Origin of the sequence: Jatrophihabitans sp. (genome assembly GCF_051960575.1) — a bacterium.
In the GTDB taxonomy this organism is placed as follows: domain Bacteria; phylum Actinomycetota; class Actinomycetes; order Mycobacteriales; family Jatrophihabitantaceae; genus JBQCEE01.
In genome coordinates, this window is record NZ_JBQCEE010000181.1 from 1 (window position 1) to 16172 (window position 16172).

Here is a 16172-nt window from a genome sequence, read left to right on the forward strand (position 1 = left end):
CGCTCGCCGCCGCCCTGCACCTCGCCGTCCGCGAGCTCGCCGGCCGCAACGAGGACGAGGCCACGCACGTCCTGGGCGTGATCAAGTCCTTCGCCCAGCGCGACGACCGCGCCCCGGCGTCCAAGGCGGCAGCCCCGAAGCTGCGCGACCGGTGGCAGCCCGGTATCGACGTGCCCGCCGTGCCCGGACGCGCCGACTCGGGCGACATCGAGATCGACCTGGTCGAGCTGCTCACCGACGTCGCCGGCCTCGCCGCCGACACCGGGCGGGGCATCGCCGTCTTCATCGACGAGATGCAGGACCTCATGACCGACGACGTGTCCGCGCTGTGCGCCGCGTGCCACGAACTGTCGCAGCAGTCGCTGCCGCTGGTGGTCGTCGGCGCCGGCCTGCCCCACCTGCCCGCCGTGCTGTCGGCGTCGAAGTCCTACAGCGAACGGCTCTTCAAGTACTCGCGGATCGACCGGCTCGACCGGGCCGCCGCCGACGCCGCGCTGCAGCTGCCGGCCAAGGGCGAGGACGCCGAGTTCGACGAGGAGGCGCTCGAGGCGATGTACGCGGCCACGGGCGGGTACCCGTACTTCGTCCAGGCCTACGGCAAGACGGCCTGGGACGTCGCGCCGCGCTCGCCGATCACGGCCGCGGACATCGCCGTCGCCGCGCCGGAGGCCGAGGCGGAACTCGCCGTCGGCTTCTTCGGATCGCGCTTCGAGCGGGCGACGCCGGCCGAGCGCGAGTACCTGCGCGCCATGGCCGATCTGGCCGAACCGGACGCCGCCGACGACTCGGTGCCGACCGCCGCCGTCGCCCAGGCCCTCGGCCGGCCGCCGCAGTCGCTGTCGCCGGCCCGCGACGGGCTGCTCAAGAAGGGGCTCGTGTACAGCGGGCAGCGCGGACGCATCGCCTTCACCGTGCCGCACTTCGGGCGCTACCTGCGGCGGCAGGACGTCTGACGCCCGACGTCCGAGCGCCGCTCGCCGGTCTGGCGATTCGCCGAGCCCGGGCGGCCGACCGGCGCCGGCTTCGGCAGACTGCGCCCATGCGCCTGCCCGCCCGTCCGCGTGCTCGGCGGGGGTCGCGGGCGGCGACCGTGGCGGGCGGTGCTGCGCTCGCGGTCTGCGCGCTCGGCGTCGCCGCACACTGGTGGACGCCACGGGTGAGCGTCCTGCTCGGTCTCACCGCGTTCGCTCCCTGGCTCATGCTGGCCGGTCCGTTCGCGCTGGCGTTGCTGCTCGGTGCGTCGCGTCGCGTCGGGGCGGTCGTCGCCGCGGCGCTGTGCGTCGTCTCGGTCGTCACGCAACTCCCGTTGTACGTCGCCGACACGGCACCCCGCGACGCCCGCACCGTCGTGGTGATGACGCTGAACCTGCGGCTCGGGCTGGCGTCACCGGCCGCGGTCGTGGCCGCGGTGCGGCGCGACCGGGTCGATCTGCTGATGACCGAGGAGCTCACCGACGCCGAGAACGACGCGCTGCTGCGAGCCGGGCTCGCCGGGGTGCTGCCGTCTCGCGAGGTCGCGCCGGCCGGCGGCGCGACGGGCACCGGGCTGTGGAGCCGCTGGCCGTTGCACGACCAGCGCCGGCGCGACGACTTCGCGTTCGAGTTCGTCACCGCGCAGGTCGACATCCCCGGCGTCAGCTGTGCGCCGACTGTCGCGGCGCTGCACATGCAGGGTCCGTGGCCGCACGCCGCGGGATGGGATCGCGACATCGCACACCTGCCGTCGGTGCTGGACGAGCTCGGTGCCACGCCCTGCGCCCTGCTCGTCGGCGGCGACTTCAACGCGACGCCCGACGTCGCGCAGTTCCGCCGCCTGCTCACGCACGGCCGGGCGGACGCCGCCGAGCAGGCCGGCGCCGGGCTGACGGCGACCTACCCGGCCGGGCACTGGTACCCGCCGTTGATCGCCATCGACCACGTGCTGACCCGGCGCGCCGTGGCCGTCGGCGTGCACACCGTCAGCGTGCCGGGGTCGGATCACCGGGGCCTCGTCGCGTCCGTCGCCGTGCCACGGGATCGGCCCTCCGCGAGCTGATCAGTCCGCGGGCGCGTCCGCGTGCTGCCTGATCCAGGCGTGCATCGCGATGCCGGCGGCGACGCCGGCGTTGATCGAGCGGGTCGACCCGTACTGCGCGATCGAGTAGGTGACCGTGGCGGCGGCACGCGCCTCGTCGGTGAGCCCGCTGCCCTCCTGCCCGAACAGCAGCAGCGCGTTGTGCGGCAGCCCGGCCGACTCGAGCGGCAGCGCACCGGGCAGGTTGTCGACGGCGACGATCACGTAGTCGGCGGCGTGCGCCACGAGCCCGGCGACGTCCGGCACGTGCGCGACGTGCTGGTAGCGGTCGGTGACCATCGCGCCGCGCCGGTTCCACCGGCGCCGGCCGACGATCACCACCTCGCGGGCGAGGAACGCGTTGGCCGTGCGCACGACGGTGCCGATGTTGAGGTCGTGGCGCCAGTTCTCGATGGCGACGGCGAAGCCGTGGCGGCGGGTGTCGAGGTCGGCGACGATCGCCTCGACCGTCCAGTAGCGGTAGCGGTCGACGACGTTGCGGCGGTCGCCGTGCTCGAGCAGCACCGGGTCGAGGCGCGGGTCGTCCGGCCAGGGCGTCGGGTGCGGGCCGACGCCGACCGTCTCGTCCGGCGGGGACGCCTCGGTCAGCTCAGACCCAGGTCGGCGAGGGTGTACGCGCTGCGGTACTCGAGCCCGGCGGCCTCGATCGCCGCCCGCGCGCCGCGGTCGACGACGGTCGCGACGCCGACGACGGTGGCCCCGGCCTCGCGCGCGGCCTCGACCGGGGTGAGCGGCGAGCCGCCGGTGGTCGAGACGTCCTCGACGATCAGCACGCGCCGGCCCTCGATCGACGGGCCCTCGATGCGCTGCTGCATGCCGTGCTGCTTCTCGGCCTTCCGCACGACGAATGAGTCGACGGTGCCGCCGGACGCGTGCAGGATGGCCGTCCCGACCGGGTCGGCGCCGAGGGTGAGCCCGCCGGCGGCGGCGTAGTCCCAGTCGGCCGTGACCTCGCGCAGCACCCGGCCGACGAGCGGCGCCGCGGTGCGGTGCAGCGTGATGCGGCGCAGGTCGATGTAGTAGTCGGCCTCACGACCCGACGAGAGGATCACCTTGCCGTGCACGACGGCGAGGTCCTTGATGAGCTGCAGCAGGTCGTCGCGATCCGACATTCAGTCCTCCGTGCGGCGCGACTTCGCCGCGGCCTTGGCCCGGCTGCGGGCGAGGGCGGCGCCCTTGGCGACGGCGTCGGCCTCGGCGCGGCGCTTGTCCGGGCGCTTGGTCATGTCCACCGAGGCGACCGGCTCGGCGTCCACGACGCGCGGCTCGGCCGAGCGAGCGGCCGGACGCGGGCCGAACAGCCCACCGCCGCCGCCACCGAACAGGCCGCCGCGCCCACCCGACCGGGCCGGGCGGGGCGGCAGTGTTTCGGCCACCGCGGCGCGCACGTCCCGGAAGTACTGCCGCGACTGCGGCACGAACAACATCACCAAGCTCACCGTCGACGCGAGGCCGACGACGAACTGGGCGATCTTCAGCCCGGTCGGCAGGTTGCTCGCGATGCTCAGCATCTGCAGCGGCACCGTCTGCAGCACCGCCAGCACGACGACCGCCCAGCGGGCCGGGCTGGCGCCACGCGTGCGGCGCAGCGCGAAGACGATCACGACGAGGATGAACGCGAACAGGATGCTCGTGAGCAGCGAGCTCTTCATCGCGTTGTCGACCTGGGTGTGCAGGTCGTCGAGCACCTTGCCCGGCAGCTGCTGCATGGTCGACGCCGAGGTCGTGAACTTCTTCTTCGTGACCGTCGAGGTGCCGTTCTTGAACAGCCAGCTGGTGTAGGCCGACTTCTCGGCCCGGAGCGCCAGGGCGACGCCCACCATCGCCAGGGCCTGCACGATCAGCGCGATGCTCGCGAAGTCGATGGTGCGGGGCGGCTTCACCTGCTGTGGCTTCTGTGGCTTCGCCGGTCGGGAGGTCTCGCTCACGCGGGTGAGTGTATGTGTCGGCCGGGGCGCACAGCGGCGGCGATTACCCTGCGGACAGGATCACCGGGCCGAGGAGGGGTGCGATGACCGACCAGCAGTCGGGAGAGCCCGCCCCCGCGCCGCTCGACCCGGACGACCCGTACCGCTTCGGACGGCCGGACGAAACGCCCCCCGCGGCCGAGCCGCCGACGTACCAGCACCCGGCGCCGGTCGACGGCTGGGTGGCCTATCCGCCGCCGCCCGCCGACGACGACCGCGCCCGCCGGTACGGCCCGTCGCCGTACGCGAACGTGCCGCCGCCCCCGTCCGTCCAGCCGCCGCCCGATCCGTACCAGGGGCCGCCCGACCCGTACCGACCCCCGCCGGTCGCCGGCGGGCCGGGACAGCCCCCGTACCCCCCGCCGCCGTACTCGCCGGGCGCGCCACCGGCCGCCTCGACCCGCACGGCGACCGCGGCGCTCGTGCTCGGCCTGGTGTCGATCCCGTTCGCGACGTTCGCCTACCTCGACGTCGTGCCGGTGCTGCTCGCCGTCTTCTTCGGCCTCAAAGTGCTCAACGAGCAGCGCCCCGGACGCAGCAATGCGATCGTCGGGCTGGTGGCGGCCGCCGTCGGGGCGGTGCTCGCGATCGTGGTGTCCGTGCAGCTCACCAGTGCGGTCGGCCGGTGCGGCGGGTGGGGCAACGCCCAGGACGCCGGCTTCCGGCAGTGCGTCCAGAACCAGCTGTGACCGCGGCGGTCACTGGTTGAGCGGGGTCGGCGCCTCGCCGCCCGCGAGCAGGCCGATGAGCAGCAGCACACCGTCGACCGCGCCCACGCCGAAGGCGAGGTAGGCGTAGCCGAGGTCGTACCGCCCGCCGCGGGCACGCTGCGCGGCGATCGACGACAGCAGCATCGTGACCACGACGAGCAGCAGTTGCAGCACGAAGATGCCGGCCACCCCGGTGGCGACGGCGAGCGCGGCGACCGGGTCGAGGCCGCCGCTGCGAGCGGGCTTGGGCTCGGCCTGTGACGACTCGCTCCCGTCCGGGATCATGCCGCATCATGGCACGGTGACCCCCGACCCGACGGCGACCTCCGGGTGGGAACCCTTCGATCCGTACGACCCCGCCGGCCCGCAGTACGTACCCGCGGGGTTCGGGGGCGCGGCGTCACCGCCCGGCTGGGCAGCGGCCCCGCCCACCGCACCGCCGCCGTCGGTCGCGCCGCCGGCCTATCCGCCGCCCGTCGCGCCCGGCCCCGCGCCGACGTACGGCTACCCCCCGCCGCCCCCGTACGGCGGCTCGTACCCCGTCGCCGGCTACGGGCCCTACGGCGGCGGGTACGTGCCGAACCGGCCGCCCCTGCGTCCGGGTGTCGTCACCGCGGCGAGCGTCGTCGCCTGGGTGCTCGCCGGCCTGTTGATCCTCTGCGCGCTCGGGCTGTTCACCGGCGCGAAGTTCTTCGAGGAGTTGCACGCCAACGGCTACGAGACGGCGGACCTGACGGGCGAGTTCGTCTTCGACGGCATCGCCAACGGGATCGCGGCGGCCCTGCTCATCACCGGCGGCGTGCAGTACTCGGCCCGTCGCCCGTGGGGACGCGGCCTCGTGCTCGTCGGCGGCGGCATCGCCTTCGCGCTGTCGGTGTACTGGATCGTCCGGCTGCCGAGCATCCTGGTCTTCTGGTCGTTCGTCTTCGCGACCATCTCGGTGGCCCTGCTGGTACTGGGCGTCCTGCCCGCCGGCCGCCGCTGGCTCGCCGACGCCCCCCGTCCCCGGCCCTGAAGCACGCGAAACCCCCTCGTCCGGCTCGTTCTCCATCCCGGAAATGAGCCACACGAGGGGGTTCTCGCGCGTCGGGCCGCTCAGGCGGCGGGGCTGACCACCAGGCCGAGCTTGTCCGGCGCGGCGTCGACGAGCACCGTCTGGCCGTCGCGGATCTCGCCGGCGATGATCTTGCGGGCCAGCGCGTCGCCGATCGCGGTCTGCACGAGCCGGCGCAGTGGACGCGCCCCGTAGAGCGGGTCGAAGCCGTTGAGCGCCAGCCACTCGCGGGCGGCGTCGGTGACCTCGAGGCTGAGCCGGCGGCCGGCGAGCCGCTGGGTGAGCGAGCCGAGCTGGATGTCGACGATCTTGGTCAGGTCGTCGGTCGAGAGCGCCGCGAAGACCACGATGTCGTCGAGACGGTTGAGGAACTCGGGCTTGAAGTGCTCGCGCACCACGCCCATGACCGCGTCGCGCTTCAGCTCGTCGGGCAGGTCGGTGACCAGCGCCTGCGAGCCGAGGTTGGACGTGAGGATCAGGATCGTGTTGCGGAAGTCGACCGTGCGCCCCTGGCCGTCGGTGAGCCGCCCGTCGTCGAGCACGGCGAGCAGGATGTCGAAGACGTCCGGGTGGGCCTTCTCGACCTCGTCCAGCAGCACGACCGAGTACGGGCGCCGCCGCACGGCCTCGGTGAGCTGGCCACCCTCGTCGTAGCCGACGTAGCCGGGCGGGGCGCCGACGAGCCGCGCGACCGAGTGCTTCTCGCTGTACTCGCTCATGTCGATGCGGATCATCGAGCGCTCGTCGTCGAACAGGAAGTCGGCGAGCGCCTTGGCCAGCTCGGTCTTGCCGACACCGGTCGGGCCGAGGAACAGGAACGAGCCGGTCGGACGATTGGGGTCGGCGATGCCGGCCCGGGCGCGGCGCACGGCGTCGGACACCGCTTGGACGGCCTCGCGCTGGCCGATGACGCGCTTGCCGAGCTCGTCCTCCATGCGCAGCAGCTTCGCGGTCTCGCCCTCCATGAGGCGTCCGGCGGGGATGCCCGTCCAGGCGGCCACGACGTCGGCGATGTCGTCGGCGGTGACCTCCTCCTTCACCAGCACGTCCTCGGCCGGCTCGGCGGCGCTGGCCTCGGCCAGCTCGCGCTCGAGCTTCGGCAGCTCGCCGTACTGCAGCCGCGAGGCCGTCTCGAGGTCGCCGTCGCGCTGCGCGCGCTCGATCTGGCCCTGCAGGTCGTCGAGCTGCTTGGTCAGCTCACCGACCCGGTTGAGGCCCGACTTCTCGCGTTCCCAACGGGCGTTGAGGGCATCGAGCTGCTCCTGCGAGTCGGCCAGTTCGGCGCGCAGCCGGGCCAGCCGCTCCTGCGACGCGGCGTCCTTCTCCTTGCTGAGCGCGAGTTCCTCCATCTTGAGCCGGTCGACCGCGCGCCGCAGCTCGTCGATCTCGACGGGCGACGAGTCGATCTCCATGCGCAACCGCGACGCGGACTCGTCGACGAGGTCGATCGCCTTGTCCGGCAGGAAACGGCTGGTGATGTACCGGTCGCTCAGCGTCGCGGCCGCGACGAGCGCCGAGTCGTTGATGCGCACCTGGTGGTGTGCCTCGTAGCGGCTCTTGAGCCCACGAAGGATTGCGATGGTGTCCTCGACGCTCGGCTCGCCGACCAGCACCTGCTGGAAGCGCCGCTCGAGCGCGGGGTCCTTCTCGATGTGCTCGCGGTACTCGTCCAGCGTCGTCGCGCCGACCATGCGCAGCTCACCGCGCGCGAGCATCGGCTTGAGCATGTTGCCGGCGTCCATCGCGCCCTCGCCGGTGGCACCGGCACCGACGACGGTGTGCAGCTCGTCGATGAAGGTGACGACCTGGCCGCCAGAGTCCTTGATCTCGTTCAGCACGGCCTTGAGCCGTTCCTCGAACTCGCCGCGGAACTTCGCGCCGGCGACCATCGCGCCGAGGTCGAGCGAGATGAGCTTCTTGTTCTTCAGGCTGTCGGGCACGTCGCCCGCGACGATGCGCTGCGCGAGGCCCTCGACGACGGCGGTCTTGCCGACGCCGGGCTCGCCGATGAGCACCGGGTTGTTCTTGGTGCGCCGCGAGAGCACCTGCACGACGCGGCGGATCTCGGCGTCGCGGCCGATCACCGGGTCGATCTTGCCCTCGCGGGCGCGTTCGGTGAGGTCGACGCCGTACTTCTCCAGCGCCTGGAAGGTGCCCTCCGGGTCGGGGCTGGTGACCCGCTGTGACCCGCGCACCGACTGCAGCGCGTCCGCCAGGGCCTGCGGGGTGACGCCGTGGCGCTTGAACACGTCGGCGACGTCGCCGCTCTGCTCGGCCAGCGCGAGCAGCAGGTGCTCGGTCGAGACGTACTCGTCCTGCCGGTCGCGCGCCGCGCGCTCGGCGGTGGTCAGGACGTTGTAGAGCGCCCGCGAGGTCTGCGGGGCGCCGACACTGGCGCCGGACGCGGACGGCAGGCGGTCGACGACGGCCTGCGCCTCCTTGCGCACGAGCAGCGGGTCGACGCCGACGGCCTGCAGCAGCGGACGCGTCAGTCCTTCGGCGTCGTCGAGCAGCGCGACGGCGAGGTGGGCCGGCTCGACGGACGGGTTGCCGCGGTCGGCCGCCGCGCGGACGGCGTTCGACACGGCCTGCTGGCTGCGGGTGGTCAGATCCATGGTCGTAGTTCACTCCTGGGGCGGTGGTGCTGTCACTCGTCCCAACGTACGAGAAGTTGAGCGTGTTCCGCTCAAGTCAGGTCAGTTCGACGACGCCGTCGGCCGCGGCGACGAGCAGCGGGTCGTGCGTGGCGGCGAGCACGGCGGCGCCGGCGGACGCGGCCGCGGCGAGCACCGCGGCGACCAGTTCGGCGTGCGCCTCGTCCTGCTGCGACGTCGGCTCGTCGAGCACCAGCAGCGGACGCTGCACGACCAACGACCGGGCCAGCGCGACGCGTTGCCGCTCGCCGCCCGAGAGCAGCCGGGCCGGACGACGGGCGACCGCGCCGAGCTGCAGCACCTCGACCAGCCGGCTCACCACGTCGGGCGCCGGGTCGAGCCCGCGTGCGGCGCGGGCCAGCTCGAGGTTCTCGAGCGGGTCGAGGTCCTCGCCCAGCGAACCGGCCTGCGTGCTGACCGCGACGACGTCGCGCCGCAGCGCGGCCCGGGCGGCACGATCGAGCGGCCCGACCGCGCGACCACCCAGCACCACCGTGCCGGCGTCGGGGTCGGCGAGGCCGAGCAGCAGCCGCAGCAGCGTCGACTTGCCGGCGCCCGACCGCCCGCGCAGCACGGTGAACGACGCGGGCGCGAGCTCGAGCGCCAGGTCCCGGAACAGCGTCCGGTCGCCGTAGGCGAGGGCGAGACCGTCGGCCGCGGCGAGCGGTGCGGTGCCGGCCGTGGGGGTCGGCACCTCCAGCACCGCCGCGGGCGGCGGCGCGACCCGGGCGCGCGCCGAGAGCAAGAGGCCGGCGTCCGTGTCGCGCACCCGCACGGCGTCGGCGAGCCCGGCGAGCCGCCGCGCCCGCTCCGGCAGCCGCACCCAGCCGCGGGCGTCGACGACGAGCTCCTCGTCGTCGGGCACGTCGGGGCGCCACTGCTCGGACAGCCGGCCGTCGCGGATGCGCACGACGCGGTCGGCGATGCGGCCCGCCCGGTGGTCGTGCGACACGACCACCAGCGCGGCGCCGACCTCGGCGGCGGCCGCGGCGAGCAGGTCGTAGACCGCGTCGGCGGTCGCGAGGTCGAGCTCGCCGGTCGGCTCGTCGGCGAGCAGCACGGTGGGCCGGTGGGCGACCGCCGCGCAGACCGCGACGCGTTGCGCCTCGCCGCCGGACAGCGTGGCGCCGCGGCGCTCGGCGAGCGCGTCGAGGCCGAGGCGACCGAGCAACGCACGAGCGGCGGCCCGCGCCTCGTCACGCGCGCCACCCGCGAGCCGCAGGTGCAGTGAGACGTTGTCGAGCACGTCGAGTTCCGGACGCAGGGTGCGCGCCGCGTGCTGATCGACCAGGCCGATGCCGTCGCGGCGCAGCTGGGCCAGGGTACGGGCGGTGGCGCCGGCGAGCTCGACGCCCGCGATCGCGACCGAGCCCGCGCTCGCGGTGACCTCGCCGCTGAGCAGGCGCAGCAGGGTGGTCTTGCCGGAACCGTTCGGGCCCTGCACGACCAGCCGCTCGCCCGCGGCCACGCGCAGGGTCAGGCCGCGCAGTGCGGCGACGGTGGCGCCGCCGGGCACCTGGTAGAGGCAGAAGGCGTCGTCGACGCGGATGGCGTCGGCGGCCTGCGGGGCGGTGGTCATCGCAGGTCGACCGCCGCCGCGAGCGGCGCGTGTTCGCGCAGTGCGCCGAGGGCGACGAGCGCCGCCGCGACGAGACCGGCGCCGAGCCCGACGAGCAGTGCGAGCGGTGTCCAGACCGAGCCGAGCGTGAGCGCGAGTGGGGGCACCGGGGTGCGGCCCGTGGCGTCGACCGAGACGAGGCGGGCGCCCGCCGCGGCGACGCCGAGCCCGGCCACCACCCCGACCGGCACCGCCACGACGGCCACGGCCACGCCACGCAGCAGCAGCACGCGCCTCAACACCCGTGGAGGCACGCCGTCGGCCTCCCAGGCGAAGAGCTCGCCGGCGCCGTCGCGGCGCTCGCCGAGCACGAGCAGCACGAGCGCGACCGCCGCGATGCCCAGGGCCAGCAGGGCGACCAGCACGAGCAGCAGCCGCGAGCCGCGGCCGACCGGGTCGGCGTCCAGTGCGCGTTGGATGCTCGCGCGCCGCTCGAACCTCACGCCGTGCCACGCGGTCTGCACCCGGTCGAGGCCGGCGGCGGGACCGGACAGCCAGTACTGGTCCGCCGTGCGTCCCGGACGCTGCAGGTCGAGTTGCTGCTGCAGCACTGCACGGTCGGCGAGGACGAACGGGCCGGAGACCGTGGGCAGACGCGGCTGCACGCCGACGACCCGCCCGACCAGGCGGGTGGTGCCGTCGAGCAGGAACGGCAGCCGTCCGCCGACCGCAGCACGCGCGGTCGCGTCGTCGACGACCACGGGCACGGTCGCCGAGCGGACGGCCGCGAAGCCCGGCACCGCCACCGCGGGCTGGCCGCTGAGCTTGTAGGCGAGGGTCAGCGCACCGGACGCAACCTCCGTCGAGCCGGTGGCCGACCCCCACGTCGCCCAGTTCCACGCGACAGGGCGGTCGTCGGCGGTCACGGTCGTGAGCCGCAGCCGCCCGGACAGGACGGGCTCGTCGTTCGTGCCTTCACCGATGTTGTGGGCGTGATGGGTTGCGTAGTCGGGAGCCTCGTCCAGCCCGACGGCGACGACGGTGAACGGCCCACCCGACGGCAGGGTCGCGGTCAGCCGTCCGCCGCCGATGGCGAGCGGCACGCCGACCTCGCGACCGTCGGCACGGCGGACGTACAGCGTGATCGACGTCTGCGGGTCGGCGCCGGCGGCAGCGATGCCGACCGTGCGCGCACCGCGCGGGAGGGTGGGGGCGGCGACGGGCGCGGGCGACCCGAGCGCGCTCGCGACGGTCCCGGCGTCCGCACCGCCCGTGACCCGCGTCCAGTCGCGCACGTGGGCGATGGCGGCACGGTCGACCGCGAGCACGTCGAGCGAGGTCGCGACCCCGTTGGGATCGGTGATCGTGGCGTGGGTGCGCACGACCCCGTAGGTCTGCACGCCCGCGGCGCGCGCAGCCGCCGTGTCGACGACGCCGGCGGGCTGCTGCGTGCCGGCCGACACGGTCGCGTCCAGCGGCACCTGGAAGGCGGCCTGGTCGGCGTCACCGGCGAGCAGGGTGGCCCGGTAGGCCCCGGCGAAGACGACGGTGGCCACTGCGGCCGTGACGAAGCCGGCCGTCGTCACCGAGCGCAGCGGGCGCCGCACCACGCCGAGCAGCGCGAGCTGCCCGGCCAGCGACCGCCGCGGCAGCGCCCGGCGCAGCAGACGCGTCACGGGTGCCCAGGCGCGCGCCGCCACCAGTCCGGCCACGACGGCGGCGAGCACCGGCAGCGCGACGACGAGCGGATCCCCCTGGTCGACCTGGCTCGCCGACGACGACCCGCGCGCGGCGGCCAGCACGACCGCGCCGAGCGCGGTGACGGCGACGAGGTCGAGCAGGCGCCAGATCTCGGTGGCCCGCGTGTCGGGCCAGAGCAGGACGGCGACGACCACCGCGACCGACACGAGCCCGAGCACGACCGCGACGACCCCGCCACCGGCCAGCGCGTGCCCGGCCGCGGCGACCGGCCCGAGGCCGGTGCCCCCGCGGTGCAGCGCCGACACCACGCCGCCCAGCAGACCGCCGCCGATCGCGCCCAGCGCGCCGCAGACCGCGGCGGCGACGAGCACGGGCACGGCGACCTGTCCTGGCGGGCCGCCCCGCCGTCGCACCAGCCCGGTGAGCAGGGTCATCTCGCGCCGCAGCCCGGTGCCGGCGACGAGCGCGAAGCCGAGCAGCAGCGCGCCGGCGAAGCCGCCGAGCAGGCCGTAGCGACGGGTCGAGGCCTGCGCGCGGTCGGCAGCGCTGCGCAGCGCGGCGTCCGGGCGGATGAAGGTCGTGGCGCCGACGACGGTCTGCAGCGTCGCGTCGACGTCGGCGCTGCGCGCGAGGTAGGTACCGACACCGTCACGCACGACGGCGTCGGCGTCGATGGCGGCGACCCAGGCGTAGTAGCGCGCGAACAGTTCGAGGGACGAGACCCGCGCGAGCCCGTCGACGCTCGCCGCGACCAGCACCGGCGCGCGGTCGGGCGTGAGCGAGCCGCCGACGAGCAGCGGGTTCGTGCGTGTGGCCGCACCGACGACGTCGAGACCGAGCGACGCGACGGCCGCGCGCAACGCGGCGGCGTCGCCGCCGATCGCCAGCACCTCGCACCGGGCGGGCGTGCACGAGCGCGGCAGGCGGCCCGACGTCACGCGCACGGCGGAACCGAGCCGGTCGGCCGCACCGACGTAGTAGGTCTGGCCCCTCGTCGTCAGCTCGCGGAAGATCACCTCGCGCAGCACGGTGCCGCCGGTGAGGCGACCCAGCTGCCGCCGCACGGCGGCGTCGCCCTGCGCCGGCGTGCCGCGGCGGAAGGTGGACGTCGCCTCCTGGGTGACGGTGAGGGTGCGGTCGTCCTGGCCCAGCCCGGCGATCGACTGCCGCACCGCCTGCGCCGTCACCGTCGTCGCGAGCCCGGCGGTGATCACCGGGACGGCGACGACCAGCGCGATGCCCACGACCAGCAGCGCCCAGCGGGCACGCAGGCGGCGCAGCTGGGCCCAGCCGAGCCCCACCGCCGCCGCCAGCCCTGCCCGCACGCCCGCCTCCTGCGTCCGACCGGCGGCCCGCTCGCCGCCTGATCACGCATGCTCGCACGAAACCGACGCGCGAAACCCCCTGCTCCGGCTCGAATTCCGGGGCAGGAACGAGCCAGGACAGGGGGTTCCGCGAGGTTCAGCGGGTGGGTCGACGCTCCGGCGGACGCCACACGACCAGCGCCGTCGTCGAGCTCGCGCGGGCCATCAGCTCGGCCCGCAGGTGGTCGAGCTCGGCGGCGAGCTCGGCGACCCGGCCACGCAGGGCGTCGACCTGGGTCTCGAGCTCGATGATCCGCTTGATGCCGGCGAGGCTGACGCCCTCCTCCTGCGAGAGGCGCTGCACCTCGCGCAGCAGCTCGACGTCGCGCCACGAGTAGCGGCGGCCGCCGCCCGAGGTGCGCCCCGGGGTCACGAGCCCGAGCCGGTCGTACTGCCGCAGTGTCTGCGCATGCATGCCGGCGAGCTCGGCGGCCACCGAGATGACGAACACCGGGGCGTCGTCGGGCACCTCCGGCGGGATCGGCCGCCTAGCCATGGCTTACCGCCGCCGTGATGTGCGGGCGCGGGTCGTCAGGGCTCACCGCGGCGAACGCCTCGAGCGCCGCCTTGGCGTCATTGCTCAGCCGCTGCGGCACGGCCACCTCGACGGTGACGAGCAGGTCGCCCGGGTTCTTCGCCGCGGGCACGCCGCGGCCGCGCACGCGCAGGGTGCGCCCGCTCGGCGTCCCGGCCGGCACCTTCACCGACACCGCGCCGTCGAGCGTCGGCACCCGCACGGTCGCGCCCAGCGTCGCCTCGGCGAAGCTGACCGGCACGGTCAGGGTGAGGTCGTTGCCCGTCCGGCCGAATAGCGGGTGCGGCGCCACGCGCACCGTCACGAGCAGGTCGCCGGCCGGCGCCCCGCGCTCGCCGGGCGCGCCCTTGCCGGCCAGCCGCAGCGTCGCGCCGTCGCGCACGCCGGCGGGCACGCGCACGGTGATCGTCCGCGTCTGGTTCGTGACGCCCGCGCCGCGGCACTCGGGGCAGGGATCGTCGATCAGCCGGCCGGTGCCCCTGCAGTCGCGGCAGGGCTCGCTGAAACCGAAGCCGCCCTGATTGGTCGAGACGTGGCCCGAACCGTTGCACCGGGGGCAGGTGCGCGGGCTCGTGCCCGGCTTGGCGCCGGACCCGCCACAGGTGCGGCAGGTGCCCGGCGCCGTCACCGTGAGCGGCAGCGTCGCACCGCGCACCGCATCGGCGAAGTCGAGCCGCAGTTCGGCCTGCAGATCGCTGCCCCTGGCCGGCCCCGCCCGGCGGCCCGAACGACCGCCGCTGAACAGGCCGTCGAACAGGTCGCCGAGGTTCGCACCGCCGCCGCAGAGGTTCGACACGTCGAACGGCATGCCGCCGCCCCCGCCGAACCCGCCGCCGGCGCCGGGCCGGAACCCGCCGCCGGCGAACATCGCCTGCGTCTCGTCGTACTCCTTGCGCTTGGCGGGATCGGAGAGCACGTCGTAGGCCTCGGAGACCTCCTTGAACCGCGCCTCGGCCTTGGCATCACCGGGGTTCTTGTCCGGGTGCAGCTGCTGCGCGAGCTTGCGGTACGCCTTCTTGATCGTGCCAGCGTCGGCGTCCTTGGCGACGCCGAGCGCCTTGTAGTAGTCCTTCTCCAAGTAGTCCTTGGTGCTCATCGCGGCGTCACCTCACTCTCTGTCGTTCAGGACCCGGTGCCGGCCTGCTGGTCGTCGGACGACGCAGGCTCGGCCGTGTCAGTGGCCGGCTCGTTGCCGACCTCGGCCTCGACGGGGGTCGACCCGACGGTCGGTGCAGCGCTCGACGCGGTCGGGACGCTCACCCCGACCATCGCCGGACGCAGCAACCGCTCGCCGTGCTGGTAGCCGACGCGCATCACGGTGGTGCACGTCGGCACACGCACCTCGTCGCTCTCGTCGTGCAGCACGGCCTCGTGGATCGCCGGGTCGAACGGGTCACCGACGGTGCCGAAGGGCTGCAGGCCGAGCTTGCCGACGATGCCGTCGAGCTTGTCGGCCACCGCCTTCAGCGCGCCGGTGAGGTCGCCGTGCTGCCGCGCGCGGTCGAGGTCGTCGAGCACGGGCAGCAGGTCGGTGAGCACGCGCCCGACGGCGATGTCGCCGGCGGCCAACCGCTCGCGCTCGGCGCGCTTGCGGTAGTTGGCGTACTCGGCCTGCACCCGCTGCAGGTCGCGCGTGCGCTCGTCGAGCAGCGCTGCGTCGACGAAGGGGCCCTGTCCGGCCTCGACGGCGGGCTCGGCCGACGCAGGCTGGCCGGACGCGGCCGCCGGCGTCTCGTCCGCGGGCCTGCGCGCCTCGCCGGTGGTGGGGTCGATCTTCCGCTTGTCGCGCACGACGACGCGTTCGCTCTCTTCTCGGGGGGACTGGTCACTCATGGGGAAGGGCTCCTGACCGGGCGGTGCCCCGCCGTGGCACGCGCGACCGGGTCGGTCGGGTGCCACAGCGGGGCAGCGTCATCCATCGGTGGGAAGGGGGCTCGGGGCTTACTTCGCCTCGGGGCCCTCGTCGACGACCTCCGCGTCGACCACCGAGTCGTCGGCCTGCTGGCCGCCCGGCGCCGCGCCGAAGCCGGCGTCACCGGCCGCACCGTCACCGGCGGCCTGCGCCGCTGCGTACATCGCGCCGCCGGCCTCGGCCGCGACGGTCGAGACGCGCTCCTGCGCCTGCTTGATCGCCTCGGTGTCGTTGCCCTCGAGGGCGGACTTGAGGCCCTCGAGCGCCGACTCGAGCTCGGTCTTCTTGTCGGCGGGCAGCTTGTCGCCGTTCTCGGTCAGGAACTTCTCGGTCTGGAACTGCAGCGCCTCACCGGTGTTGCGCACCTCCGCCTGCTCGCGACGGGCGGCGTCCTCGGCGGCGTGCGCCTCGGCCTCCTTCATCATCCGGTCGATCTCGTCCTTGCTCAGGCCCGAGCCGCCGGTGATGGTCATGCCCTGCTCCTTGCCGGTGGCCATGTCCTTCGCCGAGACGTGCACGATGCCGTTCGCGTCGATGTCGAAGGTGACCTCGATCTGCGGCACGCCGCGCGGCGCCGGCGGCAGGCCGGTCAGCTCGAACATGCCGAGCTTCTTGTTGTAGGCCGCGATGTCGCGCTCGCCCT

The 16172-nt window shown here is 74.6% G+C and carries 15 protein-coding genes; 4 read left to right on the forward strand and 11 right to left on the reverse strand.

From position 1 onward, the window contains the following. Positions 1-953: AAA family ATPase (locus tag ACTHMS_RS10405; RefSeq protein WP_440306591.1), on the forward strand; the 953-nt coding region annotated here is incomplete at its 5' end. A gap of 86 nt (positions 954-1039) precedes the next feature. Beyond that, on the forward strand, positions 1040-2035 hold the full coding sequence (locus ACTHMS_RS10410) for an endonuclease/exonuclease/phosphatase family protein (RefSeq protein WP_440306592.1): 996 nt from the start codon (positions 1040-1042) through the stop codon (positions 2033-2035). Here the strand turns inward: ACTHMS_RS10410 and ACTHMS_RS10415 are convergent, their stop codons facing one another. The 3 genes from ACTHMS_RS10415 to ACTHMS_RS10425 are packed head-to-tail and all read right to left on the reverse strand — an operon-like array spanning position 2036 to position 4002. After that, positions 2036-2662 (reverse strand): TrmH family RNA methyltransferase, encoded by a 627-nt coding sequence (locus ACTHMS_RS10415; protein WP_440306605.1) that lies wholly within the window; start codon positions 2660-2662, stop codon positions 2036-2038. It lies immediately after the preceding gene. Beyond that, a complete protein-coding gene (locus ACTHMS_RS10420; protein WP_440306593.1) occupies positions 2659-3186 on the reverse strand; it encodes an orotate phosphoribosyltransferase in 528 nt (175 codons plus the stop codon). Before ACTHMS_RS10420 ends, ACTHMS_RS10415 begins: the two co-directional genes overlap by 4 nt. Continuing rightward, positions 3187-4002 carry a hypothetical protein gene (locus ACTHMS_RS10425; protein WP_440306594.1) on the reverse strand — a complete coding sequence of 272 codons (816 nt, stop codon included), beginning with the start codon at positions 4000-4002 and terminating at the stop codon, positions 3187-3189. 83 nt (positions 4003-4085) lie between these two features. Between ACTHMS_RS10425 and ACTHMS_RS10430 the strand changes: the two genes are divergently transcribed. Next, the gene (locus ACTHMS_RS10430) at positions 4086-4730 is read left to right on the forward strand and encodes a hypothetical protein (protein WP_440306595.1); all 645 of its coding nucleotides are present in this window, start codon (positions 4086-4088) and stop codon (positions 4728-4730) included. Positions 4731-4739: 9 nt separating this feature from the next. Here the strand turns inward: ACTHMS_RS10430 and ACTHMS_RS10435 are convergent, their stop codons facing one another. Continuing rightward, entirely contained in the window at positions 4740-5036 is a 297-nt protein-coding gene (locus ACTHMS_RS10435) for a hypothetical protein (RefSeq protein WP_440306596.1), read from the reverse strand. Between the two features lie 16 nt (positions 5037-5052). Between ACTHMS_RS10435 and ACTHMS_RS10440 the strand changes: the two genes are divergently transcribed. Then, the gene (locus ACTHMS_RS10440) at positions 5053-5766 is read left to right on the forward strand and encodes a hypothetical protein (protein WP_440306597.1); all 714 of its coding nucleotides are present in this window, start codon (positions 5053-5055) and stop codon (positions 5764-5766) included. A gap of 80 nt (positions 5767-5846) precedes the next feature. Here ACTHMS_RS10440 and clpB read toward each other — a convergent pair whose 3' ends face one another. From clpB to ACTHMS_RS10475, 7 genes are all read right to left on the reverse strand, one after another. Next, the gene (clpB, locus tag ACTHMS_RS10445; RefSeq protein WP_440306598.1) at positions 5847-8420 is read right to left on the reverse strand and encodes an ATP-dependent chaperone ClpB; all 2574 of its coding nucleotides are present in this window, start codon (positions 8418-8420) and stop codon (positions 5847-5849) included. A 76-nt stretch (positions 8421-8496) separates the two neighbouring features. Beyond that, entirely contained in the window at positions 8497-10038 is a 1542-nt protein-coding gene (locus ACTHMS_RS10450) for an ATP-binding cassette domain-containing protein (protein ID WP_440306599.1), read from the reverse strand. Further along, positions 10035-13043, reverse strand: a complete 3009-nt coding sequence (locus ACTHMS_RS10455) for a hypothetical protein (protein WP_440306600.1) — start codon at positions 13041-13043, stop codon at positions 10035-10037. The genes ACTHMS_RS10450 and ACTHMS_RS10455 overlap by 4 nt, the downstream gene beginning before the upstream one ends. Positions 13044-13179: 136 nt before the next feature. Next, positions 13180-13578: a heat shock protein transcriptional repressor HspR gene (locus ACTHMS_RS10460; RefSeq protein ID WP_440306601.1), complete on the reverse strand. Its 399-nt coding sequence runs from the start codon at positions 13576-13578 to the stop codon at positions 13180-13182. Continuing rightward, positions 13571-14713: a molecular chaperone DnaJ gene (dnaJ, locus tag ACTHMS_RS10465; protein WP_440306602.1), complete on the reverse strand. Its 1143-nt coding sequence runs from the start codon at positions 14711-14713 to the stop codon at positions 13571-13573. Before dnaJ ends, ACTHMS_RS10460 begins: the two co-directional genes overlap by 8 nt. Positions 14714-14739: 26 nt before the next feature. Further along, positions 14740-15450 carry a nucleotide exchange factor GrpE gene (gene grpE, locus ACTHMS_RS10470; RefSeq protein WP_440306603.1) on the reverse strand — a complete coding sequence of 237 codons (711 nt, stop codon included), beginning with the start codon at positions 15448-15450 and terminating at the stop codon, positions 14740-14742. 108 nt (positions 15451-15558) lie between these two features. Beyond that, positions 15559-16172, reverse strand: a 614-nt coding sequence (locus ACTHMS_RS10475; protein ID WP_440306604.1) for an Hsp70 family protein, incomplete at its 5' end; no start/stop codon positions are given.